This window comes from Pseudomonas sp. PWP3-1b2 (assembly GCF_049896045.1).
GTDB classification, from domain to species: domain Bacteria; phylum Pseudomonadota; class Gammaproteobacteria; order Pseudomonadales; family Pseudomonadaceae; genus Aquipseudomonas; species Aquipseudomonas antarctica_B.
Genome location: NZ_JAFCTN010000013.1, coordinates 70253 through 95844, shown reverse-complemented (window position 1 = coordinate 95844; position 25592 = coordinate 70253). Strand labels below are relative to the sequence as shown.

Here is a 25592-nt window from a genome sequence, read left to right as displayed (position 1 = left end):
CTGCTCCCACATTTGAATGTGGTCTGGCTTGGAAAATGAGGTGTCAGTGAGCCTGGCCGGCGCGTTGCAGCACGGCGTTGAGCAATACATCGGTGCCCTGACGCACGTCTTCGGGCAGCACGTCTTCGGCTTCGTTGTGGCTGAGGCCGCCGACGCACGGAATGAAGATCATCGCGGTCGGGCAATAACGCGCCAGGTGGATGGCGTCGTGGCCGGCACCGCTGACGATGGGTTGTTGGCTGTAGCCCAAGGCGTCCACCGCCGTTTGCACACAGGCCACGCAGTCTGCGTCGAATGGGGTGGCGGGGCTGATCCAGTGCGGGCTGATGGTGACGCTCAGGCCACGTTTGTCAGCGATGGTTTGCAGCCGCGCGCGCACGTGTTGCTCCATGGCGTCGATGTCGGCGTCACGGTGATGACGCAGGTCGACGGTGAAATTCAGCAGGCCGGGAATCGTATTGCGCGAGGACTTGGCAATGTTTAATTCGCCGACGGTGGTCAGGCCTTCAGGGGCGAAATCCGTCGCGAGGTGTTCCAAGGCCTGGATCATTGTGGCGGCGCCGTACAGTGCGTCTTTACGCAGCGGCATCGGCGTGGTGCCAGCATGCGCGGCCATGCCTTCGACGCGCACGTCGAGCCAGCGAATCGCCTGGCCGCCGGTAACCACGCCGATGCTCTTGGCGTTGTCCTCCAGGATCGGGCCTTGCTCGATATGCGCCTCGAAATACGCATCTACCGCGCCACCCAACGGGCGCTCACCGCTGTAGCCAATAGTGCGCAGCGCTTGCGCCACGCTGATGCCATCCACATCCGCCGTGGCCAGCGCCTCGTCCAGCGCCAAGGCCCCGGTGAACACCGCCGAGCCGAGCATGGCCGGGGTGAAACGGGCGCCCTCCTCATTCGTCCACACCGCGATTTCCAGCGGTTTGCGGGTCTGGATGCCGTGATCGTCGAGGCTGCGCAGCACTTCCAGGCCCGCCAATACGCCGTAGACGCCATCGAAACGTCCGCCTTCGGGCTGGGTGTCGAGGTGGCTACCCATCATCACCGGGGCGGCGTCCGTGTCGGTGCCAGCGCGACGCGCGAACAGGTTGCCGATGGCATCCACGCCAAGGCTCAGCCCGGCAGCGGTACACCAGTGGCTGAACAGCTCACGACCGGCTTTGTCTTCGGCACTCAAGGCCAGGCGGCAACTGCCACCGCGTGCGGTCCCGCCGACTTCGGCCATGGCCATCAGGCTCGCCCACAGGCGCTCGCCATTGATTTTCAACATCACGCAACCTCCATCATTTCAACGCGGTGAGCAGCGGCGTGGCGGCGTGACAATGCCAGCACACACACCAGCGAAACCGCCGCGATCAGGCTGTAAAACACCGCCATCGGCCACCACTGCCCCTGGTATTCGTGGGCCAGCCAGGTGCCAATCAACGGCGTCAAGCCACCGGCCAGCGCGCCGCACACCTGATACGCCAGGGAGATCGCGGTGTAGCGCACGCGGGTCTCGAACAGGCCGCTGACAAAGCCTGCGATCACCGCATAAAACGAGGCCATGCAGACCACCGCCAAGCCGATGCCTAGAATGATCAGCGGCGCCTGGCCGCTGCTGACGAGCATAAACATCGGGTAAGGCGAGGCCATCGCCAGCACGGTCATGGCGCAGAGAAAACGCGTGGCACCGACCTTCTCGGCCACCCAGGCGGCCAGCGGCTGCACGCAGAACTGGATGATGGCGACGAAAAACAAGCACTCCAGAATCAGCGAGCGCGGCAGGTTCAGTTGCTGCGTGGTATAGGCAATCATGAAGGTGTTGGTGAAATACACACCGGCGATGCCAAGGGTGTTGGCGCCGATGCACAACAACAGAGGGCGCCAGGCGGTTTTCAGCACCTCGATGACCGGGGCCTGATCCTTCTTGATCGCCCGCGCCTTTTGCGCGAGGGCTTTGTCTTCAAGAAATTCAGGCGACTCGTTCACGCCCAGACGAATCGCCAAACCCACAATCAACAGCAATGCACTGGCGAGGAACGGCACACGCCAGCCCCAACTCAGCAGGTCGTCTTCCGGCAAACGGGTGACCGCGCCAAACGCAAGCAGCGACAGGATCAACCCCGCCGGGCTGCCCAGTTGCGCGAAGGAAGCAAAGAAGTTGCGACGGCCCTTCGGCGCATGCTCGCCAGCCATCAACACGGCTCCGCCCCACTCGCCGCCGACGGCAATGCCCTGCACCACGCGCAACAGAATTAACATCACCGGCGCCGCGACTCCGATCTGTGCGTAGGTCGGCAACAGGCCGATACACACCGTGACCACGCCCATCATCACCAGAGTAATCACCAATGATTTCTTGCGCCCGATGCGGTCACCAACATGCCCGAACACAACGCCGCCCAGCGGCCGCGCAAAGAAGCCCACGGCGAAGGTACCGAACGCGGCCATGGTGCTGAACAGTTTGTCTTCGGAGGGGAAAAATAGTTGGCCAAACACCAGTGCGGCGGCGGTGGCGTAGATGTAAAAGTCGTACCACTCGATCATGGTGCCGATAAAGGCGGCGGCCGCAGCACGGCGCGGCTGCGGCGAAGCGGAAGGCTTCATGGGGCTGGCTCCTTTGGTTATTTTTTTGGCAGGAGAAGTTCAAACCGGGGCGCTCTGATGGCGCTTGTTGAGGGAGATTAATCGTCGCGGGGCTATGATTAGTCAATTTTCTATTTATTATTCCAATTATAAATCCTGCTTATGATTAGGCGGTGCCATGCCTGAGACTCGTCGCGATATTCACCCACTGCTCAACGACCGCCTGGACTGGAACCTGCTGCGCACCTTTCGCGTAATCGGCCAGGAACTGAGCATCAGCCGCGCCGCCGCCCGCCTGCACTTGACGCAACCGGCCATCAGCCAGGCGCTCAAGCGTTTGGAAGACCAACTCGACTGCCAACTCATCGTGCGCCGAGGCCCGCGCTTTGTGCTGACCGAGGCCGGCGAGCAGATCTTTGCCATTGCCGGCGAGATGTACGGCCAGGTGTCGCAGATGAGCAATGCCCTGCAAAAACCCGGCGACGAGGTGATCGGTAAGGTACGACTGCTGATGATCAGCCGCATCAACTCGGACACCTTCGACGACTTTCTCGCCAGGTTTCACCGCGAGCATCCCCGAGTAGACCTGGACGTCGAGGTGATGCGCAGCTCAGACATCGTCGCCGCCCTGCTGGAAAAAACCGCGACCCTGGGCCTGAGCCTCAATCGCCGGCCCCAACCGCGTCTGGAGCAGCACCTGTTCCTGCGCCAGCGCTACGCATTTTTTTGCGGGCGACACCACCCCCTGTTCGGGCGCAGCGGCTTGGCCGAGGGGGATTTGCAGTCGGAAAATTTTGTGAGCTTCACCAGCGACCAGATTGGCGGAATGCTCTCGCCCTTGACGATTTTCCGCGACCAGCAAGGGTTCAGCGGGCGAATCGTGGCGTCGTCTTCGAGCCTGGAAGAGGTGCGCCGTTTGGTGATTGCAGGGTTTGGCCTGGGGTGCTTGCCGATCCATGTGGTGGCCGAGGATGTGAAAAACGGATTGCTGTGGCGGCTGCCGCCGGATGAAGGCATTGCGGATGTGGATATACACCTGCTGTGGAATCGGGAGCAGAAGATGAGTCGGGCGGAGACGGTGTTTATCGAGCGTCTTTCGGGGCGGTTGGCCGATCGATAAAGGGCGTGCTTTGCAAGGCACCTGACGCCCTCTTGCTGGCGTAGGAACACCAACCACTCTTCAACTCACCAGTGTCTTCTCGACGCTGCTGGCCATGATCTGCAAATCCTCAAAAGGGTTTCTGCCGATCAGCATGAACCCATGGGATGGGTTGGACCAATACACCACATTCATCCCACGGCGTTGCTCGGTTGCGACCGGTTGCGCACCTTTTTTGCTGGCCGTGATGCACAGCGCCAAGGGGCCGTGGCGCGGGTCAAGGTAGGTCAGTTGGCCGATCAATACGCTGTCATAGTCGAGAATCTGTGCACGCCGAAATTCGGCGCCGGGCAGGCTTACGGACTCAGGGGATAACGGCAAACCCAATTGCGCACCTACGGCGTTGAGTTGAGCGCGGTGAGAGGCCGGATCGCTGCTGAGGTGTTCCAGGGTTTGCGGCGTGTACAAGGCCATGTACTCAGCGACTGACGCGCGCCAGCCCTGGCCGGACTCCGCGTGGGGCCAGTTCATGAACAGGCGGTCGGCCACCACGCCGGCCACCGTGAAGCTCGCGGCGACGGCCAAAAACCGACGTCGGCTAAACGTGGCTGTTGGTGCGGACGGCAATGTCTTGAGCATCGCCTGCAGACGTTCGTTGGGGGCTTGATTGAGCACCGAGTCAAACGCTGCCTTGAACGGCATATCAGCGCAGTGCAATGCCTCCAGGCGCGCGGCCAGGTCTGGGTCGGTTTGAATCTGGTCGGCGATAAGCCTGTGCTGTTCGGGCTCCAACTCACCGTCCAGGTAGGCCACCAGCAGTTCGTCCGTCGGTGCATGAGCATGAGTCATCGACGTTCTCCGCTGGATTTTTCAGGCTGGGCTTTCGAGGGCGCCGTTTCTGCCAGCTTCAGGCGTGCAGCCGCCAGACGACTCATCACTGTTCCCACCGGAATGTGCAGCACCTTGGCAATTTCCTTGTATGAAAGACCTTCCACGTACGCCAGAAAAACTGTCTCCCGCTGCGCTTCCGGCAGCCCGTTCACGCGCTTGATCACCTGTGCGGCCAACACGTGGTCCTGCGCGTGGCTTTCCCCGTCAAACGACAGTTCCTGCTCCGCATCGACAAAGCCCTGCCCCTGACGCACGCGCTGGGAGCGCAGCTCGTTGAGCCAGATCGAGTGCATGATCGCCAGCAACCAGCGATCCAGCCGCGTGCCCGCGGCAAACTGCCCCGCACGCTCCAGCGCCCGCACGCAGGTGGCTTGCACGAGGTCTTCGGCCACGTGCTTTTGTCGCGACAACACCAACCCATATCGCCATAAACGCGGCAACAACAGGCCCAACTCGCGACGAAACTCAGCCTCTCTGGTGATGGCTGCACCCTGCCCTTTCACTCATGGGTTTAAGCCTGCGGTGCAGCGGCTGTGGGGCAGGTAATCGGGTGTTCCTCGCGGTTCTTCATCGTGGGCATGCTCCGTAACGAATGGGGAGTACAGCAGCAATATTCATTTTTCAAGCGCGCCGGGCAGCATACGGCGCAGGGTGTTGTCGCCCTTCACAGAGTGATGCCACAACGCAGCCACCGCGTGCAGCCCCGCCAGCAGGATGATCGCCCACGCCACATTGTTATGCAGACCGCCGAGGGTGCCGCGCCACTCGTGATCAATCACAAAGGGCGCCGGGATGGGGAACAGCCCGAAAAAGCTGAACGGCTCGCCTTGAGCCCAGCGAAACAGAAAGCCCAACACGATTTGCGCCAGCAGCAACAGGTACAAGAGACCATGCGCCATTTTTGCCAGCAGGTTAAGTGTGGGGTGACTGTCGGCCTTTATGCGAGTGCCCCCGGACAGGCGCCAGATAATTCGCGCCGCGATCAGCACCGCCAGTGCAATGCCAAGGGAGATATGCACCGATTGCAAGCCCTTGCGCAGTGGCGTGCCCTTCTCCAGGTAGTCCCAGATGTGCGCGCTGGCGAACATAAAGATCACCACGGCGGCGGTCAGCCAGTGGAAGGTGCGGGTCAGGCGGTCGTAGCGGGCGACGGTGGTGTTCATGGGCGTTTCCTGGAGGGTCTGTAAGGTGAACACCACAACGCGTGAAGTTATTCGCTGAGGCGCCAATTATTTATGCCGCTGATCTGGCATACACCGAACGCAGGTAAACGAAAAGCCCCGTAGCTGGCTTTGCTGCGGGGCTTTTAATGCAATGGCGAGGTGGGTAATTCAGTCCCCGCGCTCTTTGTTGGATTGGGACAGCACTGAAGCAGCCAAGGATTTTGTCCCGTCACTGTATTTGTCGCTCTGAAGTGCTTTCCCGGCTTTTTCCTCCATCTCTGCACCGGTTTGTTTATCGGTGCCGCTCTGGGCCAAGGCTGAAGCGGCAAGGCTTTTGGCAATGGCCGATGCAGTTGGATTGCTGAGCGTTTCACCTGCCAAGGTGGCCATCTTGTCGGATGTTTGTTTCGTGTTCGTACTCATCGGGCACTTCCTTTGCGGTTTAAAGATTTATACCTACGGATTTAAGCGATTTAACTCGCAACCAAAAGATAGTGCGTTAGATAAATCACCGCAATAAACTCACTATAGCCGACATCGCAAACATAAGTACGAAAGAAGAATGCATGATGTAGTCCTCGTACTACATGCCATCGCCATAACTTCACACCTGCAAGTAAAAACAAAAAACTTGAGTCTTCTGCCTACTTTTATTAGATTTAGCCCGACTAACTAAACCCTGACCATTACCCGCTGCACGCTTAGCCAAGGATGCTCACAATGCCCCAACCTGCACTAAACGACACGCTTGTAACGTGGACGTTTCAAAACTACACAGCGCTGATTGGACTATTAAGTGGCTTCGCCGTATGCGCCCTGGTTTTATATATTTACTCGCGCTCAGGCTCATTGATTTTCCTGCGTGATTTGATGTGGCGATTTTTCGGTGGATCGACGGTATTCGAAAACGAAAAATATGAAACCACCCGCAAAAACCTCCGCGAAGTTGAATATTATCGGTTCGAATTCAACATTCCCGCCCTGAGCCTGGAGCATGCCGAAAAGGCCGACAAATGGATCACTGATAACAACTTCAGTTATAGCGACGTGTCCAGAATCAGAAAATATATCGACTGGAGAGATTTTGATAATTTATCACTTAAGGAAAAAATGGTTTCCTCGGGTAAAAAACAATGGTTTCTGGGTCTGGGCGCATTTTTCCTTGCCATCCTGAGTGTCACTCCTCCGCTGGCAGACTCCAGCTACCTGATGGTCTCTTTGCGAAAAGCGCCGGAGGTACCGTCGTTTTATCTCTCGGAAAACAATGCAAAATTCCACTTCTGGCCCAGCGAAACCCTTTCTGTCGACGAGTGCAAATCACCGACCGCGCTGGAAAAATTCTATAACGATGATTTCTCTGAGCACACCATCAACACTATCTGTTCGTTATTCCTTTCTCCCACTTACCGCGACAATGTAAAAGCCGGATTGAAGGAGCAAAAAGGGTTTTTACTGTTTATAGCCTGCCTTTCCATATTTGCCGTTTTCTGCATATTGACCAAGCTCTCACGCCTGGGCGTGGCAAAAAAACTCCACGATCAAGTGACCACGCAAGCCAGCAATGCTCAAACAGAAGTGCCTCAAGGTTGAAAGCGGAATACGTTCTGAGCTACGACGTGGGATAACCTCTTTAAAAATGGCAATGCCCCCAGACCACGGGGGCTGGAACACTGCATTATTTCTGCCTCCAAACGCTCTATAGCGCTCTATCGGGCCCGTCGCATCGATTGCACTGATGATTACTATCGAAACGAGCGCCTGCCCGATTCTCAACACTGATTCCTATAATCGCCTCCTAATTCCCTCCCCTTCGCCTGTTTACAGGCGACGTTCACCCTGGAACCAGACACCATGCCAAGCGCCAGCCAGGCCCCTAGCGGTCTTCCCGAACATAATCAGCAGAGCGTCAAACAGCAGTGGCTGGCGATTCTCTCGGTCGCCGTGGGTGCCTTCGCCCTGGTGACAAGCGAGTTTCTGCCGGTGGGCGTACTCAATGACGTCGCCAGCGACCTGGGCATCAGCGCCGGGCATGCAGGCCTGATGGTGACCCTGCCCGGCATCATGGCCGCCCTCGCCGCGCCTTTGTTGTCGGTGATCATTGGCGCCATGGACCGTCGCTACCTGTTGATTGGCCTGACGCTGATCATGATCGTCGCCAACATGGTCGTGGCCTACGCCAGCGACTTCAGCCTGCTGCTGTTCGGCCGCGTGCTGCTGGGCATCAGCATCGGTGGTTTCTGGGCCACTGCGATCGCCCTCAGTGGCCGCCTGGCCCCCAAAGGCGTCGGCGTGGCGAAGGCTACCTCGATCATCATGATGGGAGTCACCCTTGCCACCGTACTGGGCGTGCCCGTCGGCACCTGGCTCAGCGGCCTGATGGGCTGGCGCATGACGTTTCTGGTCACCGCGCTGGTGGGCATCCCGGTGCTAATGGCTCAGGTCTTGCTGCTGCCAACGCTGAAACCGGAAAAAGCGATTCTCGTCAGAGACCTGCCGGCCCTGTTTATCAACCCACGCGCGCGGGTTGGTTTGATTGCCGTATTGCTGATCGGCCTGGCGCACTTTGCGGCGTACACCTATGTGGCACCTTTCTTCAAAAACAGCTCCGGCTTTGACGGCCCCACCATTGGTTCACTGTTGCTGATGTTTGGTGTGGCTGGGGTGGCGGGTAATGTATTCGCCGGTTTCGCCGCCAACCGCAGCGTGCGGTACACCCTGCTGCTGGTCGCGCTGATGATCGGCACCAGCACCGCCCTGTTCCCCTACTTCGCCACTGGCCTGACCGGCGCAACCATGCTGATCGCGCTCTGGGGTTTTGCCTTCGGCGCCTTCCCGGCCTGCGCCAGTATCTGGATGTTTGTGGTAGCCCCCAAGGACGTCGAACGCGGCATGCCGCTGTTCGTGGCGTTGTTCCAGGTCATTATTGCGCTGGGCTCGTTCTTTGGCGGGCGGATCGTTGACCAGATGGGCACCTCGGTGCTGTTGAGCTTGGCCACGGCGTTGGTCGGCATTGGTTTTGCGACGGTGCTGGTGTTGGGCCGCAATGTGAGTAATAGCGCGGTGGCGCAAGCCGCCTGACCTGACGGTAACGATTAAAAAGCCTGCTGAGCGTTGAGCTCTGCAGGCTTTTTTTGTTTCAGATACGGGTCATTTTTCGCCGGGTGGATCGGTGGGGAAATTGCGCTCAAGTACAGCGTCCACCAGCGTCTGGGCATTCTCGATCAATTGAGCAAGGCCCATGATTACGGGTGACTGCGTGCTGTCCGGGTTTTCGGCGGATTGATAGGCGGTGTGAAGTGCGGATCCAGCACACGGCAATCAGGAGTTTGGAAAAGCTTTGTAATCAGAATTCGCAGAACGAAGCGTGTCTGCCCAAAACGCTGAGCTAGCCTCAAAAAGGTCGCTGGCGTGGCGACACTTTGCTGAGGAGTTCATATGCCAACTGGATATCGTGATGCGGTCACAGAGGGGCGTGACAGAAAATGAGGACCATGCGTCGACACGTACTTGCCAACAATGCAGGCTTGATCCAAGGTAATGACAAATGTCATTACATCGGGAATTTTTTCATGGCCTCCATAAACATTCGAATCGATGACGACCTGAAAGCTCGCGCCTACCTCGAACTGGAGAAACTCGGCGTCACGCCTTCCGAACTCATGCGCCAAGCGCTGCAGTATGTGGCAGACCGTGGTCAGTTGCCCTTCAAACCGGTGCTGATGACTGAGGACGATGAAGCTCTGATGGCCACTGTGCGAGAACGACTGGCGTCTCCTCAACGTGTGAAGGTTTCCATAGATGACCTATAGCCTCGATTTTGATGCCCGCGCATTGAAAGAATGGCAAAAACTCGGCGACACCGTCCGTCAGCAGCTCAAAAAGAAGCTGGTGGAAATCCTGAAAAATCCACGCGTTGAAACTAACCGCCTGCATGGCCTGCCGGACTGTTACAAGATCAAGCTGCGTAGCAGTGGTTACAGGCTGGTTTATCAAGTGATTGATCAGGAAATTACCGTGTTTGTGGTGGCCGTAGATAAACGGGAGCGTGATCAGGTTTATCAGAAGGCATCTGAGCGATTGAGCTAGTCGTAAATTTGATGGTCCTGTCATAAAAAAATTCGTCAAAACAAAAAAGCCCCGTAGCTTATTCAGCTACGGGGCTTTTTCTATGTAATGGCGGAGAGATAGGGATTCGAACCCTAGGTACCGGTGAAGGTACAACGGATTTCGAATCCGTCCCATTCGGCCACTCTGGCATCTCTCCAACGGCGCGCATCATAACAGTGTGTATCGCGAAAGCAAACCCAAACTGCGATTTTTTTCCGTGCTATCAGATGCTTGCGTCGATTAAAGCGGTACGCCCAGACGGTTGGCGACTTCTTCGTAGGCTTCGATGACGTCACCGAGGCCCTGGCGGAAGCGGTCTTTGTCCATCTTCTTCTTGGTGTCTTTGTCCCACAGGCGGCAGCCGTCCGGGCTGAACTCGTCGCCCAGGACGATGGAGCCGTCGTGGAACACGCCGAATTCGAGCTTGAAGTCGACCAGCAGCAGGCCTGCGTCGTCGAACAGTTTGCTCAGCACGTCGTTGACCTTCAGGGACAACTCTTTCATGCGCGCCAGTTGCTCAGCGGTACCCCAGCCAAACGCCACCACGTGGGATTCGTTGATGAACGGGTCGCCCTTGGCGTCGTCCTTCAGGAACAGCTCGAACGTGTAAGGGTTGAGCTTGAGGCCCTCTTCCACGCCCAGACGCTTGACCAGGCTGCCGGCGGCGTAGTTACGCACAACGCATTCAACCGGGATCATGTCGAGCTTCTTGACCAGGCACTCGTTGTCGCCCAGCAGTTTGTCGAATTGGGTCGGAATTCCGGCCTCTTCGAGTTTCTGCATGATGAAGGCGTTGAACTTGTTGTTCACCATGCCCTTGCGATCGAGTTGTTCGATGCGCTTGCCGTCGAACGCCGAGGTGTCGTTGCGAAACAGCAGGATCAGGCGGTTGGCGTCGTCGGTCTTGTATACCGATTTGGCTTTGCCGCGGTAGAGTTCTTCACGTTTTTCCATGATGGGCTCCGCTTGCTAAATGGTGGGCTAGGCGATGTGTCGCCAGTCGAGCCCTGAATCTTGATCGGCCAGTTGCAGCCAGTCCGGGTCACACCCGAGGGTGTCGACAAAACATTGCCGGGCTAGCTGCGGCAGGTTGTTCTTGCTGCTCAGGTGGGCCAGGACCAAGTGTTGCAAGTCTTGCCAGCCCAACTCATACACCAGGTACGCCGCCTGGTGGTTGTTCAAATGTCCCAGCTCGCCGCCCACCCGCTGCTTGAGAAAATAGGGGTAATGACCGCGCGCCAGCAGGTCTCGACAGTGATTGGACTCGATCATCAAGGCATCGAGGTCGCGGTAGCCGTCCAGCACCTTTGAGCAGTAGGAGCCCAGGTCGGTAAGCACGCCAAAACGTCGCTCACCGTCACTGAATACGTACTGCGTCGGTTCCTGGGCGTCGTGCGCAACGGCAATCACATCGATGCTCAAGGCACCGATTCGAAGCTGTTCGCCACCGGCCAGAAAACCTGCAGGTTCAATGGGTTTGCGCATCCCGCGCAGAGTGCCGCGACTGAGGTACACCGGAAGATTGTAGCGCCGAGACAGCAAACCCACGCCATGCACGTGGTCTGCATGTTCGTGGGTCACCAGAATCGCGCTCAGCTGCGCGGGGTGAACCCCCAGGCGCAGCAGGCGCCGCTCGGTTTCTTTTAACGAGAAACCACAATCTACCAGCACGTACGTGTCGTCATGAGCGACCAGCGTGCCGTTCCCTTGGCTACCGCTGCCGAGAACGGCAAAACGCATCGGATCAGCCCAGATTGTCCTGAATCACGCCCAACACTTTGCGCGCTGTTTCAGCTGGCGCAACGGTGTTGATGTTCTTCTCGACCGTGACTTGCACGCTTTCGCCAACCTTGCTCAAACGAACCTGGTAACGCTCGGCGCGGGTTTCGACCTCTTCCTTGGTCGGCTCGCTGCCGAACAGTTTGCCGAAGAAGCCCGGCTCGTCGTCTTTCTTCACGGCTTTTTCAGCCACGTTGATGTAGTACAGGCCCAGGCTGCGGTTGATGTCTTCTACACGCCAAGGGCCTTTTTCCAATGCCCGGCCAACGCTGGCCCAGGCACGGTCGAGGTCTTCACCCAGGTTCAGGACCACGTTGCCGCTGCCGTCTTCGGTGAGGCTGACGCGGTTGGGCGTGTCGTAATCACGTGCGGCAAGCAGGGAAACCGAACCGCCCTTCTCGGAGATACGGCTCATGCTGGCGAGCATTTCGTCAACCAGCGCGGCGTCAACACCCATGTTGACCGAACGCGGGGTGAAGTCGACGTTGGCGGTGCTGCCGGCAGGACGCTCGGCGCTGACCACGTAGACTTCACTGGTGTTGCGCTGCACGCCTGGCTCGATGCGCACACGCACACGGGCTTCGCTGTCAGGCGCTACGCCGCCAGCCTGCAGGCGCTGGGCCATGTTGGCGGACAGCTCGCTGCCACGCTGCCACGCGGTGGTGAATTCACCGGTCTGCGGGCGTTGCTGGTCAATGCGAAAACCGTTGTCCTGGAAGAACTGCAACGCCACCGGCCAGACTTCGGCAGGCGGGCGCTGAGCGATGATCCAGCGGTTGTCGCCGCTTTTTTGCAGGCTGTAGTCGCTGGCGTCCGCCACGGCCGAGATAGGCTGTGGACGCGGCACTACGTATTCACCCTTGGTGGTGTCGTCGGCAACGTTGCGTGGAATCGGCAGCAACGGGTCAAGGCGCTTGGCGACATTGACGTCCGGCGGCAATTGCATCGGTTTGGTTGCTTGTGCTTCCAGGTAATCGCTGCCGCGGTCACGGAAGTAGCCTTCCGGGCCCCATACCCAACCGCAGCCGCTGGTGCTGGAGATAATCAAGGCAAGTGCGGAAAGTCCGGCCAATCGCTTCATGCGTAGTGCTTCCTCAATTAAACCAGGACGCCGGACTGGCGCAGGGCCTGTCGCAGCGGTTCGTGACAGGCTTCGCTGAGACGGGTGAGCGGCAGACGGATACCGTCCGGCATCAGGCCCATCTCAAACAGCGCCCATTTCACGGGGATAGGGTTGGATTCGATAAACAGTGTTTTGTTGAGCGGCATCAGCTTCTCGTGGATCGCGCGAGCGGTTACGGCGTCACCGGCGATGGCGGCGGCGCACAACTCACTCATGGCGCGCGGGGCCACGTTGGCAGTCACGGAGATGTTGCCCTTGCCGCCCAGCAGGATCAGCTCGACAGCCGTGGCGTCGTCACCGGAATACACCAGGAAGTCGCTGCTCACGCCGGCCAGGATGTCCTTGGCGCGTTGCAGGTCGCCGGTGGCTTCCTTGATGCCGATGATATTCGGCACGGTGGACAGGCGAATCACGGTCGCAGCCTGCATGTCGCACGCGGTACGGCCAGGCACGTTGTAGAGGATTTGCGGGATATCAACGGCTTCGGCGATGGTGCGGAAGTGCTGGTACAGGCCTTCCTGGGTCGGCTTGTTGTAGTACGGGGTCACCAGCAGGCAGGCGTCGGCGCCAGCCTTCTTGGCGTTTTTGGTCAGCTCGATCGCTTCACGCGTCGAGTTGGCGCCCGTACCGGCGATCACGGCAATACGGCCCGCGACGCGCTTGACGACGAATTCGATCACCTTGATATGTTCTTCCACATCAAGGGTGGCCGATTCACCTGTGGTGCCGACCGCCACAATGGCGTTGGTGCCCTCTTGCAGGTGGAAGTCCACCAGTTTGCCCAGGCTATCCCAGTCGAGATGACCTTGTGCATCCATGGGTGTGACCAGTGCCACCATACTGCCCGCAATCATGCAACCGCTCCTGCCGGAAAAAGAGAGCCGTAATGGTACTGGCGCCAAGATGCTTGTACAAGCGAAGTACCGCGTGAGGACGCGTTCTGCACCAACTAAACGACGGGCAATGCCATCATTGGGCCAAAGCCTGGCTTGAAGCACGCTGTAATCAGACCGATCGCGTAATGAAAACGCCACCTCCTAGCCCTTGGCGACGCTTTTCGCTACCCTTCATCCTTTGATCGATATGGCCCACACGGTATCGACCGCTCATCGCTTTAGGAAGGCTGCATGTCCACCCCCACAGTTCGCGAACAATTCCTTGTTATCAGTGCCCTCGGCGCCAACCCCATGGAGCTGACCAACGTCCTGTGCCGCGCCAGCCATGAGAATCGCTGCGCCGTCGTGACGTCCCGCCTGACCCGCCATGGCGAGTGCAGTGCGCTGGTGCTGCAGATTTCCGGCAGCTGGGACGCCTTGGCGCGCCTTGAAACCGGCTTGCCGGGCCTGGCCAAGAAGCACAATTTCACCGTCAACGTGGTGCGCAGCGCCGCGCTGGAAAACCGCCCCCAGGCGCTGCCTTATGTAGCGTATGTCAGCTCGGCCTACCGCTCGGACATCGTAAATGAGCTGTGCCAGTTCTTTATCGATCACAACGTCGAGCTGGAAAACCTGACCTGCGACACCTACCAGGCCCCGCAAACCGGCGGCACCATGCTCAACGCCACATTTACCGTGACCTTGCCGGCCGGCGTGCAAATCAGCTGGCTGCGTGACCAGTTCCTGGATTTCGCCGATGCGCTGAATCTCGACGCATTGATCGAGCCTTGGCGCCCTCAGAACCCAATGTAAGGAAGTTTTCATGGCTGTAGTCATCGACACACCGGTAGCCGACTTCGAAGCCCAAGCCACCAGCGGGCAGACCTTCAGCCTTGCCAGCCTCAAAGGCAAGCAGGTGGTGATCTACTTCTACCCGAAGGACAGCACCCCGGGCTGCACCACGCAAGGCCAGGGTTTCCGCGATCAGTACGCTGCGTTCAAAGCCGCCAACACCGAAGTGTTTGGCGTGTCACGCGACAGCATGAAGTCGCACGAGAACTTCAAGGGCAAGCAGGAATTCCCCTTCGAGCTGATCAGCGACAAGGACGAAGCGGTTTGCCAGCTGTTTGATGTGATCAAACTGAAGAAATTGTACGGCAAGGAATACCTGGGCGTTGATCGCAGCACTTTCCTGATCGACAAGGATGGCGTGCTGCGTCAGGAATGGCGTGGGGTGAAAGTGCCAGGGCATGTGGATGCGGTGTTGGCGGCGGCGCAGGCTTTGCACAAGGCTTGAAACGCGGCGGGCTGCTGTGGTGAGCGGGCTTGCTCACCACAGTTGACTGCTACTACAACAGCGGCGCTACCACCGGCTCTTGCCGCGGCCACGCGTCCAGCACGGCCTTGAACAGCGTCGCCAGGGGAATCGCAAAAAACACCCCCCAAAATCCCCACAGCCCACCAAACAACAACACTGCGCAGATAATCGCCACCGGGTGCAGGTTGACTGCCTCCGAGAACAGCAACGGCACCAGTACGTTGCCATCCAGGGTCTGGATAATGCCGTACACCGCCAACAGGTAGATGAACTGGTCACTCCAGCCCCACTGGAACAGCGCGATCAGCATGACCGGCACCGTCACCACCACCGCGCCGACATACGGCACCACCACCGACACGCCTACCAGCAACGCCAGCAGCGCGGCATAGTTCAGCCCGAGCGCAACAAACGCGATGTAGGTAACGCCACCGCAAATAACGATTTCGATGCCCTTGCCACGGATATAGTTGGCGATCTGGCGATGCATCTCCTCAGCCACGCGGGTAATCAGCGCCCGTTCACGTGGCAGGTAACCGCTCACCCAGCGACCAATCATTGCGCGGTCCTTGAGGAAGAAAAACACCAGGATCGGCACCAGCACCAGGTAGATCATGATGTTGACCAGCAGCGGCAGGCTGGACAGAGAAAACGTCAGCGCCCATTGCCCGAATTTTCCGATTTCGCCGCGCGCCACGTCGATGGCCTGCAGTACCTGCTCGTCCGACACCAGGTGCGGATAGCGCTCCGGCAGTAGCAGCAGCAACGATTGCCACTTGGCGAGCATGCCCGGCAATTCGTTGAACAGGGTGATCAACTGATGCCACAGCAAGGGCAACACCACCACGATGAACACCACCAACAAGCCCATGAACAGTGCGAACACCAGCCCTACCGCCATTGCGCCCGGCAAGCGCATACGCTCCAGCATGGTGACCAGGCCCTGCATCAAATACGCCAGCACCATACCCGCCAGTACCGGCGCGAGCATGCCACCCAGGGTGAGTACGACGGTAAAAGCCAGGATCAGCAGGACGGCCAGCACCACCGCTTCCTCATCGGAAAAGTAGCGCTGAATCCAGTCTCGTAACACTTTGAACATCAATCAGCCTCGGGGGTGGGGGCAACGACTCAGGCCTTGCGCAACCAGTACTGGTAAACACCGGCAGCGTCTTCTTCGCGCAACAGCGTATGGCCAGCCAACTTGGCGAAGGTACGGAAATCGCGCTGGGAGCCCGCGTCCGTGGCAATTACCTTGAGCACAGCGCCGCTGGCTAACCGATTGAGTTCCAGCTTGGCTTTGAGCAAAGGCAATGGGCAATTGAGGCCGCTGGCATCGAGTTCGGCATCAAAGGCTACAGCGTCGGTCATGGTTTTACTCCGGGCACGCGTTTGGGCCTCTTAGAATATCTGGTCCGAAGCTCAGTGTCCGGCTACAGTAAGCTCTTTGTCCAAAGGCTCTGTGCATGACTTTTTTGCGCCCTACCCTGCTGACGCTGGCTTGCCTGCTGGCCTCTCCAGGCTTTGCTGACGACCTGCCGTCACTTGGCGACGCCAGTTCTGCCATTGTCTCGCCTCAACAGGAGTTTCAACTGGGCCGCGCCTGGCTGGCCTACCTGCGCGGTCAGGTCTCGCAACTCAACGACCCGCAGCTCAAGGATTACGTCGAAACCAGCGTGTACAAACTGGTGGAGACCAGCCAGGTGAATGACCGGCGCCTGGAGTTCATCCTGATCAACAGCCCGCAGCTCAACGCGTTCGCCGCACCGGGCGGGATTGTGGGTGTCAACGGCGGTTTGTTTCTGAACGCCCAAACCGAAGGCGAATATGCCTCGGTACTGGCTCACGAACTGGCTCACTTGTCCCAGCGCCACTTTGCCCGGGGCGTCGAAGCGCAATCACGCATGCAAATTCCGATGATGGCTGCTCTGCTCGGCGGCATCATCGCCGCTGCTGCGGGTGCAGGTGACGCGGGTATCGCTGCAATTGCAGGCTCACAGGCGGCCGCGATTCAGGAGCAACGCCGGTTTTCCAGACAGAATGAGCAGGAAGCTGACCGCATCGGCATCCTCAATCTGGAAAAAGCCGGGTACGACCCAAGGTCCATGCCGACCATGTTTGAACGCTTGATGCGCCAATATCGGTTCGATGCCAAGCCGCCGGAATTCTTGCTGACTCACCCGGTTACCGAGTCGCGTATCGCCGATACCCGCAACCGTGCCGAACAAGCCAAGCCGGGCGGCAAGGAAGACAGCCTGCGTTATCAGCTGATTCGCGCTCGCGTGCAGTTGCAATACGAAGACACCCCAGGCCTCGCCGCCAAGCGATTCCGGGCACAGCTGGACGAAAATCCGAAAAGCGATGTGGCACGGTACGGTCTGGCCATCGCTCAAATCAAAGGCACCCAATACAACGAGGCGCGAGAAAGCCTGCAGCCGCTGCTGGCCAAGGCGCCGAACGACATCACGTACAACCTGGCGCAGATTGAACTGGACATGGACAACAACCGTCTGCCAGACGCCCAGCAACGTACTGATCGGATGCTCACCCAATATCCCGGTAATTACCCGCTGAATCAGGTGCGCGTGGATTTGTTGCTGAAGCAGAACAGAACTGCTGATGCCGAGAAAGCCCTGGATGCGCTGCTCAAATCCCGTCCGGATGATCCGGATGTCTGGTATCAGGTCGCCGAGACGCGTGGCTTATCCGGCAACATCATTGGCCTGCATCAGGCCCGCGCCGAGTACTTTGCGCTGGTGGGTGACTTCCAGCAGGCGATTCAACAACTGGACTTTGCCAAACGTCGGGCCGGTAACAACTTCCCGTTAGCCTCGCGCATCGACGCCCGCCAGCGTGAACTGATCGAACAGGAACGTTTAGTAAAAGGGATGATGAGCTAAACCCCGCGCCCACAAAAAAGCCCCGCCTTCGATAACCGAAGGCGGGGCTTTTTATTGGGTTTGAACTAGCGGATTACTCAGCCAGCTTGAAGGTGATGAAGCTGGCACGCCCTTGGCGCAGAACACGCATCGATACCGAACGATTCTTCGGCAGCGCCTTGGCGATGTCGGTGAACTGCTTGGTGGAGTCGATCGCCTGATTGTTCAAGTGAGTAATCACATCGCCTGGCTGCAGGCCGATCAGGGAGGCAGGACCGTCCTGCACTTCTTTGATCACGACGCCGCTTTTCAGGTCGAAGCTCTTCTTCTGCTCATCGGTCAGCTCGGCGACAGCAATGCCCAGGCGATTGCTGCTGCGCTCGGCACCCGGCTTGGTGTTGCCCAGGGCATCCAGAGTCGCGCCTTCTTCCGGGATTGCGCCGACGGTCAGTTCAACGGTTTGGCGCTTGCCATCACGAATCACTTCCAGCTTGGCTTTGCTGCCGGCTTTGAGTGCGCCTACCAGGTGCGGCAGGTCGGCAGACATAACGATCGGCTGACCGTTCATGCTCAGAATCACATCACCGACTTGCAGGCCGCCCTTGGCAGCCGGGCCATCGTCCTGGATCTGCGCGACCAGCGCACCGGCCGGCTTGTCGAGACCGAAGGACTCAGCCAGGTCTTTGTTCACTTCCTGGATCACTACACCCAACCAGCCACGGCTGACCTTGCCACCGCTTTTCAGCTGATTGGAAACGTCCATGGCCACGTCGATCGGGATAGCGAACGACACGCCCATAAAGCCACCGGAGCGGGTGTAGATCTGCGAGTTGATACCCACCACTTCGCCCGCCAGGTTGAACAGCGGACCACCGGAGTTGCCCGGGTTGATCGGCACGTCAGTCTGGATAAACGGCACGTAGTTTTCGTTCGGCAGGCTGCGGCCGATGGCACTGACGATGCCTTGAGTCACTGTATGGTCAAAGCCGAATGGCGAACCGATTGCGACCACCCACTGACCGGCCTTGAGGTCCTGGGATTTACCTAGCTTCAACACCGGGAGGTCTTTGCCGTCAATCTTCAGCAAGGCCACATCGGAACGTGGGTCAGTGCCCACCAGCTTGGCTTTCAGCTCACTGCGGTCAGCGAGGCGCACGAGAATTTCGTCAGCATCAGCGATCACGTGGTTGTTAGTGAGGATGTAACCATCCGGCGAAATAATGAAGCCTGAGCCCAGGGACTGAGCCTCACGCTGGCCGCCACCACCGCCACGTGGGGAACGCTGTTGTGGCATCCCACGCTCGAAGAACTCGCGCAGCATCGGCGGCAGGCCCTCGAGGTCCGGCATCTGCTGGTTCGAGACTTTGCGATCCGGCAGTTTCTGCGTGGTACTGATGTTGACCACGGCAGGCGAGGCCTGCTCTACCAGTTGGGTGAAATCAGGCAGCTCCGCCGCTTGCGCGGACACGGCCTGACCCAGCACCAGCAGCGTGGCGACTATGGATAGGTAAGACTTCATGCGTGGTATCGACATACAGCTCCCGTTACGACGAGCAGGGTTGAGCGACAGGGTTCAAGAAACGCCAAAATTGCGACCGGCGTCTTTGTTCCGCGAACGAAACAAGGCCAGGGCCATCAAGCCCTGACCTATAAAAAACATGTGGGTTATTTGCAAGTGAAAATACTGATCCAGACATTTCATGCTCTCGGCTGCCAACCTGGCATGGACGTAGATTGAAAGGTCAGGATGAACATAGGATTAACGGCTCACGGCTTGGCGGCAGCCTTTTCACCGCGCACCGACAGCGCAATGCGCTCGGCAGTGCCGACGGGAATTTCGCCGACAACCGTCACCATCACTTCACCGTCCACCGTATTCAAGCGCCGGGACACTGCAACCGTAGGTCCCAGTTGAGTGCGGGTCTCCGTCACGCTCGCACCTTCGGTGGATTCCAGAAATACTGAAAAGCGTGCCAGCCCATCGTCGTACATCAAGCTGTCAACGGTGGACTTGGTATGAGTGTCTTTGCGCGAGACGCTGTTCGTGAGCTGAAACCCCGCGGGCAACCAATCCAGATGCCACGTTTGGGTGGCGGGCACTTCGGGAGCCTTACTGTTGGTCAGCGCAATAGGCGTGCATTCACTGCTGGGCTGCAAGTCATGATCAGTGGGCGCTTTCGACGTATTCAGGCGAGTGAACTGGAAGCGCTCCAACAATTGACCTTGATCATTTAGCAAGAGAGATTTGAGCGGTAAACCGGTCTCACGGTCAAGGTGCAACTCAAAACCATAGCGATACTGATCGCGGGGAGTAATCGACACAATCACTGCATTACGACCGGCCACGCGAGACTTGCCAATGACGGCGAGTTCGTAAAATTTAGTGAGTTTTTGAGGGTCAAGCGTACGTGAAGATGCGCCACGCGAATTGCCAAGGCCAGCAACCAGAGTGCCACTGACGCATTGGGTTTGACCATCTACCCGTACAACTTCCTGAGCAGAGCCATCGAGCTGCAACAGCCTCTCACGGACCTGACCGTCCTGGACACGATGCCAGATGTTATGGGTAGAAAAACTGCCGTTACGTTCATAGACGAACGTACCGTCGAAACTTTGTTGCTGCTCTGCACGCCCAAGTCGAGTCAGCCAGTCTTGGGCTTCGTCGGCATGGGCGGATAGTGCAAACCAACTGCTGAGTAAAAACGTAAGGAGCGGTATGGCGCGCATAGGGCCCCTTGCGGTTTAGCGGTTTTCCAGGCTTGCAGCACGAGCGTATGGCAGAGCACTTTCAGTGCCTTTCAAGGCCGATTCCTGTGCGTGTTGACGCAGGTAGCCTGGAAGACGCTGATCCTGCCAGCCGGATTGCCCTTGCAACACGCCGTTGGCCATAGGGCCAGTGGTGTCGGAGCTTTCCTTGTAGCCTGCCAGTACGGCTGGACCTTTGACTTGCGGACCGGCCATGACCGGTTGCTGAGTCTGTTGGGCCAGTTCGGCACCAGCGATTTCGTCCTGGTTGTACAGGCGAACACCGGCCAACACAGCAACAGTCACCGAAGCAGCTACTGCAAGGCGACCCAGGCTACGCCATGGACCACGAACAGCCTTTGCCGGAACGGCTTCATCAGCCAGTGCAGCAGAAACAGCCGCAGCAATATCCAGACGAGGGATTAGAAGATCCTTGTGCATCACCGCCCGAGCGACTTGGTAACGAGACCAGGTATCACGGGTTTCGGCATCATCAAATGCGTTAAGCACTCGACGAAGTTCCAGTTCATCCGCTTCGTTATCCATCACTGCGGACAGCGATTCCTGCAGGGCATCACGACTCATGGCGGTTCCTCTCTTGGCTGTAGCCGCTGTCTTTAGTTCTCTTGCAACAACGGTTGCAAGGCTTTGTCGATGGCTTCCCGGGCCCGGAAAATCCGTGACCTTACAGTCCCCACCGGACACTGCATGACGCTCGCAATGTCTTCGTAACTCAGACCATCGAATTCACGTAAAGTTAACGCCGTACGCAAATCTTCTGGCAGTTGCTGAATTGTGCGATGGACGGTTCCTTCGATCTCGTCGCGCAGCAATGCACGCTCCGGCGACTCGAGATCTTTGAGGCCGTGATCACCATCGTAAAACTCTGCATCTTCTGAACTGACATCACTATCCGGCGGGCGGCGACCGCGAGAAACCAGATAGTTCTTCGCCGTGTTAATGGCGATGCGGTAGAGCCACGTATAAAACGCACTGTCACCGCGAAAATTGCCCAGTGCACGGTATGCCTTGATAAAGGCTTCCTGTGCAACGTCCTGCGCTTCATGGGTGTCGTGCACAAACCGCACGATCAACCCGAGAATTTTGTGCTGGTATTTCAGCACTAGCAGATCAAATGCTCGCTTGTCGCCGCGTTGAACGCGCTCGACCAGCTGCTGATCCTCTTCCTGGGTTAGCATGAACACTCCTCGTTGAACTTGAAGGAGGCTTGCATAACTAAACGATCAGGCTTGCAAACATAGACTCGGACTTTTCGCAAAAGTTCTCCCCCTTCAAGCAAGTTTCCGGCGCGCACTGATTTGGCACACACGAAAAACGCAGCGCGGGCAAAGCCGGCTGCGCGAATAATCTTGTCGCCGGTTTTATGACGCGTCCAATGCTACCGACGGGCCAATAAACTCAACGTTTTGCCGGCTTTCGGGCAACCTGCTATTGAGTCGGGGCTTATGCAAAAAGTTCCCGCTCCAATAACTGGCTGATTTTACCCAAGCCGTGCACCGTAATCTCACATTGCCACGAATGCCTGGCTATTGTGCCGCTCCCCCCCTCTATATACTAGTGGCCCGTGTGCCCCTTTGATTCGCCGATCCAGGCGTCCTGCTTGCGCCACCCCTTCGGATCGCTTTTTGCGGAATCCTACAAATGAGCCAACAGTTTCAATACGATGTACTGGTGATCGGTAGCGGTGCAGCCGGCCTGAGCCTGGCGCTAACCCTCCCAGGCCACCTGCGCATTGCGGTACTGAGTAAAGGCGACCTGGCCAATGGCTCGACATTCTGGGCGCAAGGCGGCGTTGCGGCGGTGCTGGATGACACCGACACCGTGCAATCACACGTTGAAGACACCCTCAACGCCGGTGGCGGTCTGTGCAATGAAGACGCGGTACGCTTCACCGTCGAGCACAGCCGCGAAGCCATCCAATGGCTGATCGACCAGGGCGTGCCTTTCACCCGAGACGAACACGCGGGCAGTGACGACGGCGGCTTCGAATTCCACCTGACCCGCGAAGGCGGCCACAGCCATCGCCGCATCATTCACGCCGCCGATGCTACCGGCGCCGCAATCTTCAAGACCCTGCTCGACAGAGCCCGCCAGTGCCCGAATATCGAGTTGCTGGAGCAGCGCGTCGCCGTCGACCTGATCACTGAAAAACGCCTGGGCCTGGCCGGCGAGCGTTGCCTCGGCGCCTACGTGCTCAATCGCGCGAGTGGCGAAGTAGACACCTACGGCGCGCGCTTCACCATTCTTGCCTCGGGCGGCGCGGCCAAGGTCTACCTCTACACCAGCAACCCCGACGGCGCGTGCGGCGACGGCATTGCGATGGCGTGGCGTTCGGGCTGCCGGGTGGCCAACCTGGAATTCAACCAGTTCCACCCCACCTGCCTGTATCACCCACAGGCCAAAAGTTTTCTGATCACCGAGGCGCTACGCGGTGAGGGCGCGCACCTGAAATTGCCAAATGGCGAACGCTTCATGCAGCGCTTCGACCCACGCGCCGAGCTCGCCCCGCGCGACATTGTTGCCCGCGCCATCGACCATGAAATGAAGCGCCTGGGCATCGACTGCGTTTACCTGGACATCAGCCACAAGCCCGAAGCCTTCATCAAGACTCACTTCCCGACCGTCTACGAGCGCTGCCTGGCCTTTAACATCGACATCACCAAAGGCCCTATCCCGGTGGTCCCCGCCGCGCACTACACCTGCGGCGGTGTGATGGTCGATCAAAACGGTCGCACCGACGTGCCTGGCCTGTATGCCATCGGCGAAACCAGCTTCACCGGCTTGCACGGCGCCAACCGTATGGCCAGCAACTCGCTGCTCGAATGTTTCGTCTACGCCCGCTCAGCGGCCGCCGACATTCTCGAACAGCTGCCGCGCATCCCCGTACCTGCCGCCCTGCCCCGCTGGGATGCCAGCCAGGTGACCGATTCGGACGAAGACGTCATCATTGCCCACAACTGGGACGAGCTGCGCCGCTTCATGTGGGACTACGTAGGGATCGTGCGCACCAACAAGCGCCTGGCGCGGGCGCAGCACCGGGTGCGGTTGCTGCTGGATGAAATCGACGAGTTCTACAGCAACTACAAAGTCAGCCGTGACCTGATCGAGTTACGCAACCTGGCACAAGTGGCCGAACTGATGATCCGCTCCGCCATGGAACGCAAGGAAAGCCGAGGCCTGCATTACACCCTCGACTACCCGCAAATGCTGCCCGAGGCACGCGACACTATTCTGGTGCCAGCCACCTACGGCGGCTGAATTTGAGTCGAACCCGCAGGCGCCGGTGCACATCGGCGGCCTGCGAATCCCTTGGCACACAAATCGAACGCACCCACCACTCGCCCTGCACCCGATAGCGCAGCACGACCATCAGCGGCAAGGCCAGGCTGTCGGGACGCAACTGCACGCTGTGCCAGCCACGCTCAGTGCTGAACAACTGCCAACCGTCCTCATCGCGACGCAGGCCACGAATCGACAAACGGTGGGTCAGCAGGATATGCCGCGGTAAAACCCACGCGGCGTGAGCCAGGCACAACAGCATGCCAAGGCTGGAATAAGGCAGATCGAGAAAGAGTAAGGCGCCCTGTGCAAACAGCTGGGCGAGCAGATAGGCCGCCAGCAAAAGCCGAGAGGCCTGCCAGCGGCATTCGAACGCATTACTTGGGTTGAACACGGTCCAGAATGATCCGAACCATACGCTGCAGCTCAGGGTCCTCGGATTCGGCACGCTCCATGAACCAGCCGAACATGTCCTGGTCTTCGCAGGTCAGCAACCTGACGTAGAGATCGCGGTCCACTTTATCGAGCGTCGCGTAGACCTCTTTGGTGAACGGTACCAACAACACATCCAGTTCAAGCATGCCGCGGCGGCTGTGCCAGTAGAGGCGATTGATTTCTACATCTTCGACCATGGAACGCTCCTCAAATAGAGCGCAAGTATACAGGCCGGACGACACCGGAACACTCGGCTTTGGTCGCCCCATATGGAAACTATCCATTTCACGGGCGCCCCTCTATGATGCACCCATCACTTTTTTACCTGCGATGAACCATGGCTGACTCTGCTTTCTTCTGCCCCCTGTCACACGAAGGCGTTCTTGCCGTCCGCGGTTCCGATGCCGCCAAGTTCCTGCAAGGGCAACTGACCTGCAACCTCAATTACCTGAGCGACACTCAGGCCAGCCTGGGCGCGCGCTGCACGCAAAAAGGCCGCATGCAGTCGAGCTTTCGCATCGTGTTGCAAGGTGACGGCGTCCTTCTGGCCATGGCCACTGAACTGCTCGAACCGCAGCTGGCAGACTTGAAGAAATACGCCGTGTTCTCCAAATCCAAACTCACCGACGAAAGCGCCGCCTGGGCGCGCTTTGGCTTGGCGAATGCGGATCAGGCGCTGGTCAGCCTTGGCCTGGAACTGCCTGCCGAGACTGACAGCGTCGCGCGCACCGAAACCCTGCTCGCCATTCGCGTCTCCCCTGGTCGCGCCGAGCTTTGGGTACCGGCGGAGAGCGCCGACTGTGTGCGTAATCAATTGGCCGCTATGCTGAAACAAGCCGAATTGAATGAATGGCTGCTGGGCCAGATCCGCGCCGGTATCGGCCAGGTGATGCCGCAGACCCGCGAGCTGTTCATCCCACAGATGCTCAACCTGCAAGCCGTCGGCGGCGTCAGCTTCAAAAAAGGCTGCTACACCGGCCAGGAAATCGTCGCGCGCATGCAGTACCTGGGCAAGCTCAAGCGCCGGTTGTACCGCTTGAGCCTGGATGCCGCCCAATTGCCCGAACCCGGCACGCCGCTGTTCGCGCCCAGCCACAACAGCGCGATCGGCGAAGTCGTCATCGCGGCAAAAGCTGGCAGCACCATTGAACTTCTGGCCGTGCTGCAAGCCGAAGCTGCCGAGAGTGGCGATGTGCACTTGGCGACCGTCGAAGGCCCCGGCTTGCATCTGCTGGAGCTGCCATACTCACTGGACCGTGATCGAGAGATCCAGCGTTAATCGCCGTACCTTTTTTGCAGCACCTAGA

Annotated in this window: 28 protein-coding genes and 1 tRNA gene; 10 read left to right on the top strand and 19 right to left on the bottom strand. The window is 58.6% G+C overall.

From position 1 onward, the window contains the following. Positions 1 to 43: 43 nt before the first annotated feature. Both ACP7A2_RS11315 and ACP7A2_RS11310 read right to left on the bottom strand, forming a co-directional pair. Positions 44 to 1273: a Zn-dependent hydrolase gene (locus ACP7A2_RS11315; RefSeq protein WP_426134264.1), complete on the bottom strand. Its 1230-nt coding sequence runs from the start codon at positions 1271 to 1273 to the stop codon at positions 44 to 46. Further along, entirely contained in the window at positions 1273 to 2592 is a 1320-nt protein-coding gene (locus tag ACP7A2_RS11310; RefSeq protein ID WP_426134263.1) for an MFS transporter, read from the bottom strand. The genes ACP7A2_RS11315 and ACP7A2_RS11310 overlap by 1 nt, the downstream gene beginning before the upstream one ends. 157 nt (positions 2593 to 2749) lie before the next feature. Between ACP7A2_RS11310 and ACP7A2_RS11305 the strand changes: the two genes are divergently transcribed. After that, entirely contained in the window at positions 2750 to 3691 is a 942-nt protein-coding gene (locus ACP7A2_RS11305) for a LysR family transcriptional regulator (protein ID WP_426134262.1), read from the top strand. Between the two features lie 60 nt (positions 3692 to 3751). Here ACP7A2_RS11305 and ACP7A2_RS11300 read toward each other — a convergent pair whose 3' ends face one another. The 4 genes from ACP7A2_RS11300 to ACP7A2_RS11285 form a co-directional block, all read right to left on the bottom strand. Beyond that, the gene (locus ACP7A2_RS11300; protein ID WP_426134261.1) at positions 3752 to 4519 is read right to left on the bottom strand and encodes an anti-sigma factor family protein; all 768 of its coding nucleotides are present in this window, start codon (positions 4517 to 4519) and stop codon (positions 3752 to 3754) included. After that, positions 4516 to 5013 carry an RNA polymerase sigma factor gene (locus ACP7A2_RS11295; protein WP_426134296.1) on the bottom strand — a complete coding sequence of 166 codons (498 nt, stop codon included), beginning with the start codon at positions 5011 to 5013 and terminating at the stop codon, positions 4516 to 4518. Before ACP7A2_RS11295 ends, ACP7A2_RS11300 begins: the two co-directional genes overlap by 4 nt. A gap of 162 nt (positions 5014 to 5175) precedes the next feature. Next, positions 5176 to 5724, bottom strand: a complete 549-nt coding sequence (locus ACP7A2_RS11290) for a cytochrome b (protein WP_426134260.1) — start codon at positions 5722 to 5724, stop codon at positions 5176 to 5178. A 168-nt stretch (positions 5725 to 5892) separates the two neighbouring features. Continuing rightward, positions 5893 to 6147 carry a hypothetical protein gene (locus tag ACP7A2_RS11285; RefSeq protein WP_426134259.1) on the bottom strand — a complete coding sequence of 85 codons (255 nt, stop codon included), beginning with the start codon at positions 6145 to 6147 and terminating at the stop codon, positions 5893 to 5895. A gap of 297 nt (positions 6148 to 6444) precedes the next feature. Between ACP7A2_RS11285 and ACP7A2_RS11280 the strand changes: the two genes are divergently transcribed. The 4 genes from ACP7A2_RS11280 to ACP7A2_RS11265 all read left to right on the top strand — a co-directional run bounded on the left by ACP7A2_RS11280 (position 6445) and on the right by ACP7A2_RS11265 (position 9810). Beyond that, positions 6445 to 7314: a DUF6216 family protein gene (locus tag ACP7A2_RS11280; protein ID WP_426134258.1), complete on the top strand. Its 870-nt coding sequence runs from the start codon at positions 6445 to 6447 to the stop codon at positions 7312 to 7314. Between the two features lie 261 nt (positions 7315 to 7575). Next, positions 7576 to 8802, top strand: a complete 1227-nt coding sequence (locus ACP7A2_RS11275) for an MFS transporter (protein ID WP_426134257.1) — start codon at positions 7576 to 7578, stop codon at positions 8800 to 8802. 491 nt (positions 8803 to 9293) lie between these two features. After that, on the top strand, positions 9294 to 9533 hold the full coding sequence (locus tag ACP7A2_RS11270) for a type II toxin-antitoxin system RelB/DinJ family antitoxin (RefSeq protein ID WP_026083362.1): 240 nt from the start codon (positions 9294 to 9296) through the stop codon (positions 9531 to 9533). Then, positions 9523 to 9810: a type II toxin-antitoxin system RelE family toxin gene (locus ACP7A2_RS11265; protein ID WP_016971342.1), complete on the top strand. Its 288-nt coding sequence runs from the start codon at positions 9523 to 9525 to the stop codon at positions 9808 to 9810. The genes ACP7A2_RS11270 and ACP7A2_RS11265 overlap by 11 nt, the downstream gene beginning before the upstream one ends. Before the next feature lie 88 nt (positions 9811 to 9898). Here the strand turns inward: ACP7A2_RS11265 and ACP7A2_RS11260 are convergent. The 5 genes from ACP7A2_RS11260 to dapA all read right to left on the bottom strand — a co-directional run bounded on the left by ACP7A2_RS11260 (position 9899) and on the right by dapA (position 13587). Further along, a tRNA-Ser gene (locus tag ACP7A2_RS11260) sits at positions 9899 to 9988 on the bottom strand. An 83-nt stretch (positions 9989 to 10071) separates the two neighbouring features. Next, a complete protein-coding gene (purC, locus tag ACP7A2_RS11255; RefSeq protein WP_003172493.1) occupies positions 10072 to 10785 on the bottom strand; it encodes a phosphoribosylaminoimidazolesuccinocarboxamide synthase in 714 nt (237 codons plus the stop codon). A gap of 27 nt (positions 10786 to 10812) precedes the next feature. Next, positions 10813 to 11571 (bottom strand): MBL fold metallo-hydrolase, encoded by a 759-nt coding sequence (locus ACP7A2_RS11250; protein ID WP_016971340.1) that lies wholly within the window; start codon positions 11569 to 11571, stop codon positions 10813 to 10815. 4 nt (positions 11572 to 11575) lie between these two features. Then, entirely contained in the window at positions 11576 to 12691 is a 1116-nt protein-coding gene (bamC, locus tag ACP7A2_RS11245; protein ID WP_426134256.1) for an outer membrane protein assembly factor BamC, read from the bottom strand. A gap of 17 nt (positions 12692 to 12708) precedes the next feature. Next, on the bottom strand, positions 12709 to 13587 hold the full coding sequence (dapA, locus tag ACP7A2_RS11240) for a 4-hydroxy-tetrahydrodipicolinate synthase (RefSeq protein ID WP_375067858.1): 879 nt from the start codon (positions 13585 to 13587) through the stop codon (positions 12709 to 12711). Positions 13588 to 13860: 273 nt separating this feature from the next. Between dapA and ACP7A2_RS11235 the strand changes: the two genes are divergently transcribed. Beyond that, on the top strand, positions 13861 to 14421 hold the full coding sequence (locus ACP7A2_RS11235) for a glycine cleavage system protein R (protein ID WP_017137336.1): 561 nt from the start codon (positions 13861 to 13863) through the stop codon (positions 14419 to 14421). 10 nt (positions 14422 to 14431) lie between these two features. Then, positions 14432 to 14905, top strand: a complete 474-nt coding sequence (locus ACP7A2_RS11230) for a peroxiredoxin (RefSeq protein ID WP_426134255.1) — start codon at positions 14432 to 14434, stop codon at positions 14903 to 14905. A gap of 52 nt (positions 14906 to 14957) precedes the next feature. On the opposite strand, the gene ACP7A2_RS11225 is transcribed toward ACP7A2_RS11230, so the two are convergent. Together ACP7A2_RS11225 and ACP7A2_RS11220 are read right to left on the bottom strand one after the other, a co-directional pair. Then, positions 14958 to 16028, bottom strand: a complete 1071-nt coding sequence (locus tag ACP7A2_RS11225; RefSeq protein ID WP_426134254.1) for an AI-2E family transporter — start codon at positions 16026 to 16028, stop codon at positions 14958 to 14960. Between the two features lie 29 nt (positions 16029 to 16057). Further along, positions 16058 to 16297, bottom strand: coding sequence for a sulfurtransferase TusA family protein (locus ACP7A2_RS11220; RefSeq protein WP_348055059.1), 240 nt, complete (start codon positions 16295 to 16297; stop codon positions 16058 to 16060). A gap of 95 nt (positions 16298 to 16392) precedes the next feature. On the opposite strand from ACP7A2_RS11220, the gene ACP7A2_RS11215 reads away from it, so the two are divergent. Further along, positions 16393 to 17826, top strand: a complete 1434-nt coding sequence (locus tag ACP7A2_RS11215; RefSeq protein ID WP_426134253.1) for a M48 family metalloprotease — start codon at positions 16393 to 16395, stop codon at positions 17824 to 17826. A gap of 73 nt (positions 17827 to 17899) precedes the next feature. On the opposite strand, the gene ACP7A2_RS11210 is transcribed toward ACP7A2_RS11215, so the two are convergent. The 4 genes from ACP7A2_RS11210 to rpoE form a co-directional block, all read right to left on the bottom strand. Next, positions 17900 to 19339: a DegQ family serine endoprotease gene (locus ACP7A2_RS11210; protein WP_426134252.1), complete on the bottom strand. Its 1440-nt coding sequence runs from the start codon at positions 19337 to 19339 to the stop codon at positions 17900 to 17902. Positions 19340 to 19572: 233 nt separating this feature from the next. Beyond that, complete coding sequence (locus ACP7A2_RS11205) at positions 19573 to 20532, bottom strand: MucB/RseB C-terminal domain-containing protein (protein ID WP_426134251.1); 960 nt, start codon at positions 20530 to 20532, stop codon at positions 19573 to 19575. A 15-nt stretch (positions 20533 to 20547) separates the two neighbouring features. Next, positions 20548 to 21135 carry a sigma-E factor negative regulatory protein gene (locus tag ACP7A2_RS11200; RefSeq protein ID WP_069022289.1) on the bottom strand — a complete coding sequence of 196 codons (588 nt, stop codon included), beginning with the start codon at positions 21133 to 21135 and terminating at the stop codon, positions 20548 to 20550. Positions 21136 to 21167: 32 nt separating this feature from the next. Continuing rightward, positions 21168 to 21749: an RNA polymerase sigma factor RpoE gene (gene rpoE / locus ACP7A2_RS11195; protein WP_003172477.1), complete on the bottom strand. Its 582-nt coding sequence runs from the start codon at positions 21747 to 21749 to the stop codon at positions 21168 to 21170. A 463-nt stretch (positions 21750 to 22212) separates the two neighbouring features. Between rpoE and nadB the strand changes: the two genes are divergently transcribed. Beyond that, positions 22213 to 23829: an L-aspartate oxidase gene (gene nadB / locus ACP7A2_RS11190; RefSeq protein ID WP_426134250.1), complete on the top strand. Its 1617-nt coding sequence runs from the start codon at positions 22213 to 22215 to the stop codon at positions 23827 to 23829. Here the strand turns inward: nadB and ACP7A2_RS11185 are convergent. Continuing rightward, the gene (locus ACP7A2_RS11185) at positions 23798 to 24244 is read right to left on the bottom strand and encodes a hypothetical protein (RefSeq protein WP_426134249.1); all 447 of its coding nucleotides are present in this window, start codon (positions 24242 to 24244) and stop codon (positions 23798 to 23800) included. The genes nadB and ACP7A2_RS11185 overlap by 32 nt on opposite strands. Next, a complete protein-coding gene (locus ACP7A2_RS11180; RefSeq protein WP_058413293.1) occupies positions 24228 to 24482 on the bottom strand; it encodes a succinate dehydrogenase assembly factor 2 in 255 nt (84 codons plus the stop codon). Before ACP7A2_RS11180 ends, ACP7A2_RS11185 begins: the two co-directional genes overlap by 17 nt. 140 nt (positions 24483 to 24622) lie before the next feature. Here ACP7A2_RS11180 and ACP7A2_RS11175 point away from each other — a divergent pair, with 140 nt between their 5' ends. Then, positions 24623 to 25564, top strand: coding sequence for a YgfZ/GcvT domain-containing protein (locus ACP7A2_RS11175; RefSeq protein WP_426134248.1), 942 nt, complete (start codon positions 24623 to 24625; stop codon positions 25562 to 25564). Positions 25565 to 25592: the final 28 nt, after the last annotated feature.

Bases quoted from the DNA above. Each gene is read 5' to 3' on its own strand.
- ACP7A2_RS11315 (WP_426134264.1), bottom strand. From the start codon at position 1,273: ATGTTGAAAATCAATGGCGAGCGCCTGTGGGCGAGCCTGATGGCCATG.
- ACP7A2_RS11310 (WP_426134263.1), bottom strand. From the start codon at position 2,592: ATGAAGCCTTCCGCTTCGCCGCAGCCGCGCCGTGCTGCGGCCGCCGCC.
- ACP7A2_RS11305 (WP_426134262.1), top strand. From the start codon at position 2,750: ATGCCTGAGACTCGTCGCGATATTCACCCACTGCTCAACGACCGCCTG.
- ACP7A2_RS11300 (WP_426134261.1), bottom strand. From the start codon at position 4,519: ATGACTCATGCTCATGCACCGACGGACGAACTGCTGGTGGCCTACCTG.
- ACP7A2_RS11290 (WP_426134260.1), bottom strand. From the start codon at position 5,724: ATGAACACCACCGTCGCCCGCTACGACCGCCTGACCCGCACCTTCCAC.
- ACP7A2_RS11285 (WP_426134259.1), bottom strand. From the start codon at position 6,147: ATGAGTACGAACACGAAACAAACATCCGACAAGATGGCCACCTTGGCA.
- ACP7A2_RS11280 (WP_426134258.1), top strand. From the start codon at position 6,445: ATGCCCCAACCTGCACTAAACGACACGCTTGTAACGTGGACGTTTCAA.
- ACP7A2_RS11275 (WP_426134257.1), top strand. From the start codon at position 7,576: ATGCCAAGCGCCAGCCAGGCCCCTAGCGGTCTTCCCGAACATAATCAG.
- ACP7A2_RS11270 (WP_026083362.1), top strand. From the start codon at position 9,294: ATGGCCTCCATAAACATTCGAATCGATGACGACCTGAAAGCTCGCGCC.
- ACP7A2_RS11265 (WP_016971342.1), top strand. From the start codon at position 9,523: ATGACCTATAGCCTCGATTTTGATGCCCGCGCATTGAAAGAATGGCAA.
- purC (WP_003172493.1), bottom strand. From the start codon at position 10,785: ATGGAAAAACGTGAAGAACTCTACCGCGGCAAAGCCAAATCGGTATAC.
- ACP7A2_RS11250 (WP_016971340.1), bottom strand. From the start codon at position 11,571: ATGCGTTTTGCCGTTCTCGGCAGCGGTAGCCAAGGGAACGGCACGCTG.
- bamC (WP_426134256.1), bottom strand. From the start codon at position 12,691: ATGAAGCGATTGGCCGGACTTTCCGCACTTGCCTTGATTATCTCCAGC.
- dapA (WP_375067858.1), bottom strand. From the start codon at position 13,587: ATGATTGCGGGCAGTATGGTGGCACTGGTCACACCCATGGATGCACAA.
- ACP7A2_RS11235 (WP_017137336.1), top strand. From the start codon at position 13,861: ATGTCCACCCCCACAGTTCGCGAACAATTCCTTGTTATCAGTGCCCTC.
- ACP7A2_RS11230 (WP_426134255.1), top strand. From the start codon at position 14,432: ATGGCTGTAGTCATCGACACACCGGTAGCCGACTTCGAAGCCCAAGCC.
- ACP7A2_RS11225 (WP_426134254.1), bottom strand. From the start codon at position 16,028: ATGTTCAAAGTGTTACGAGACTGGATTCAGCGCTACTTTTCCGATGAG.
- ACP7A2_RS11220 (WP_348055059.1), bottom strand. From the start codon at position 16,297: ATGACCGACGCTGTAGCCTTTGATGCCGAACTCGATGCCAGCGGCCTC.
- ACP7A2_RS11215 (WP_426134253.1), top strand. From the start codon at position 16,393: ATGACTTTTTTGCGCCCTACCCTGCTGACGCTGGCTTGCCTGCTGGCC.
- ACP7A2_RS11210 (WP_426134252.1), bottom strand. From the start codon at position 19,339: ATGTCGATACCACGCATGAAGTCTTACCTATCCATAGTCGCCACGCTG.
- ACP7A2_RS11205 (WP_426134251.1), bottom strand. From the start codon at position 20,532: ATGCGCGCCATACCGCTCCTTACGTTTTTACTCAGCAGTTGGTTTGCA.
- ACP7A2_RS11200 (WP_069022289.1), bottom strand. From the start codon at position 21,135: ATGAGTCGTGATGCCCTGCAGGAATCGCTGTCCGCAGTGATGGATAAC.
- rpoE (WP_003172477.1), bottom strand. From the start codon at position 21,749: ATGCTAACCCAGGAAGAGGATCAGCAGCTGGTCGAGCGCGTTCAACGC.
- nadB (WP_426134250.1), top strand. From the start codon at position 22,213: ATGAGCCAACAGTTTCAATACGATGTACTGGTGATCGGTAGCGGTGCA.
- ACP7A2_RS11180 (WP_058413293.1), bottom strand. From the start codon at position 24,482: ATGGTCGAAGATGTAGAAATCAATCGCCTCTACTGGCACAGCCGCCGC.
- ACP7A2_RS11175 (WP_426134248.1), top strand. From the start codon at position 24,623: ATGGCTGACTCTGCTTTCTTCTGCCCCCTGTCACACGAAGGCGTTCTT.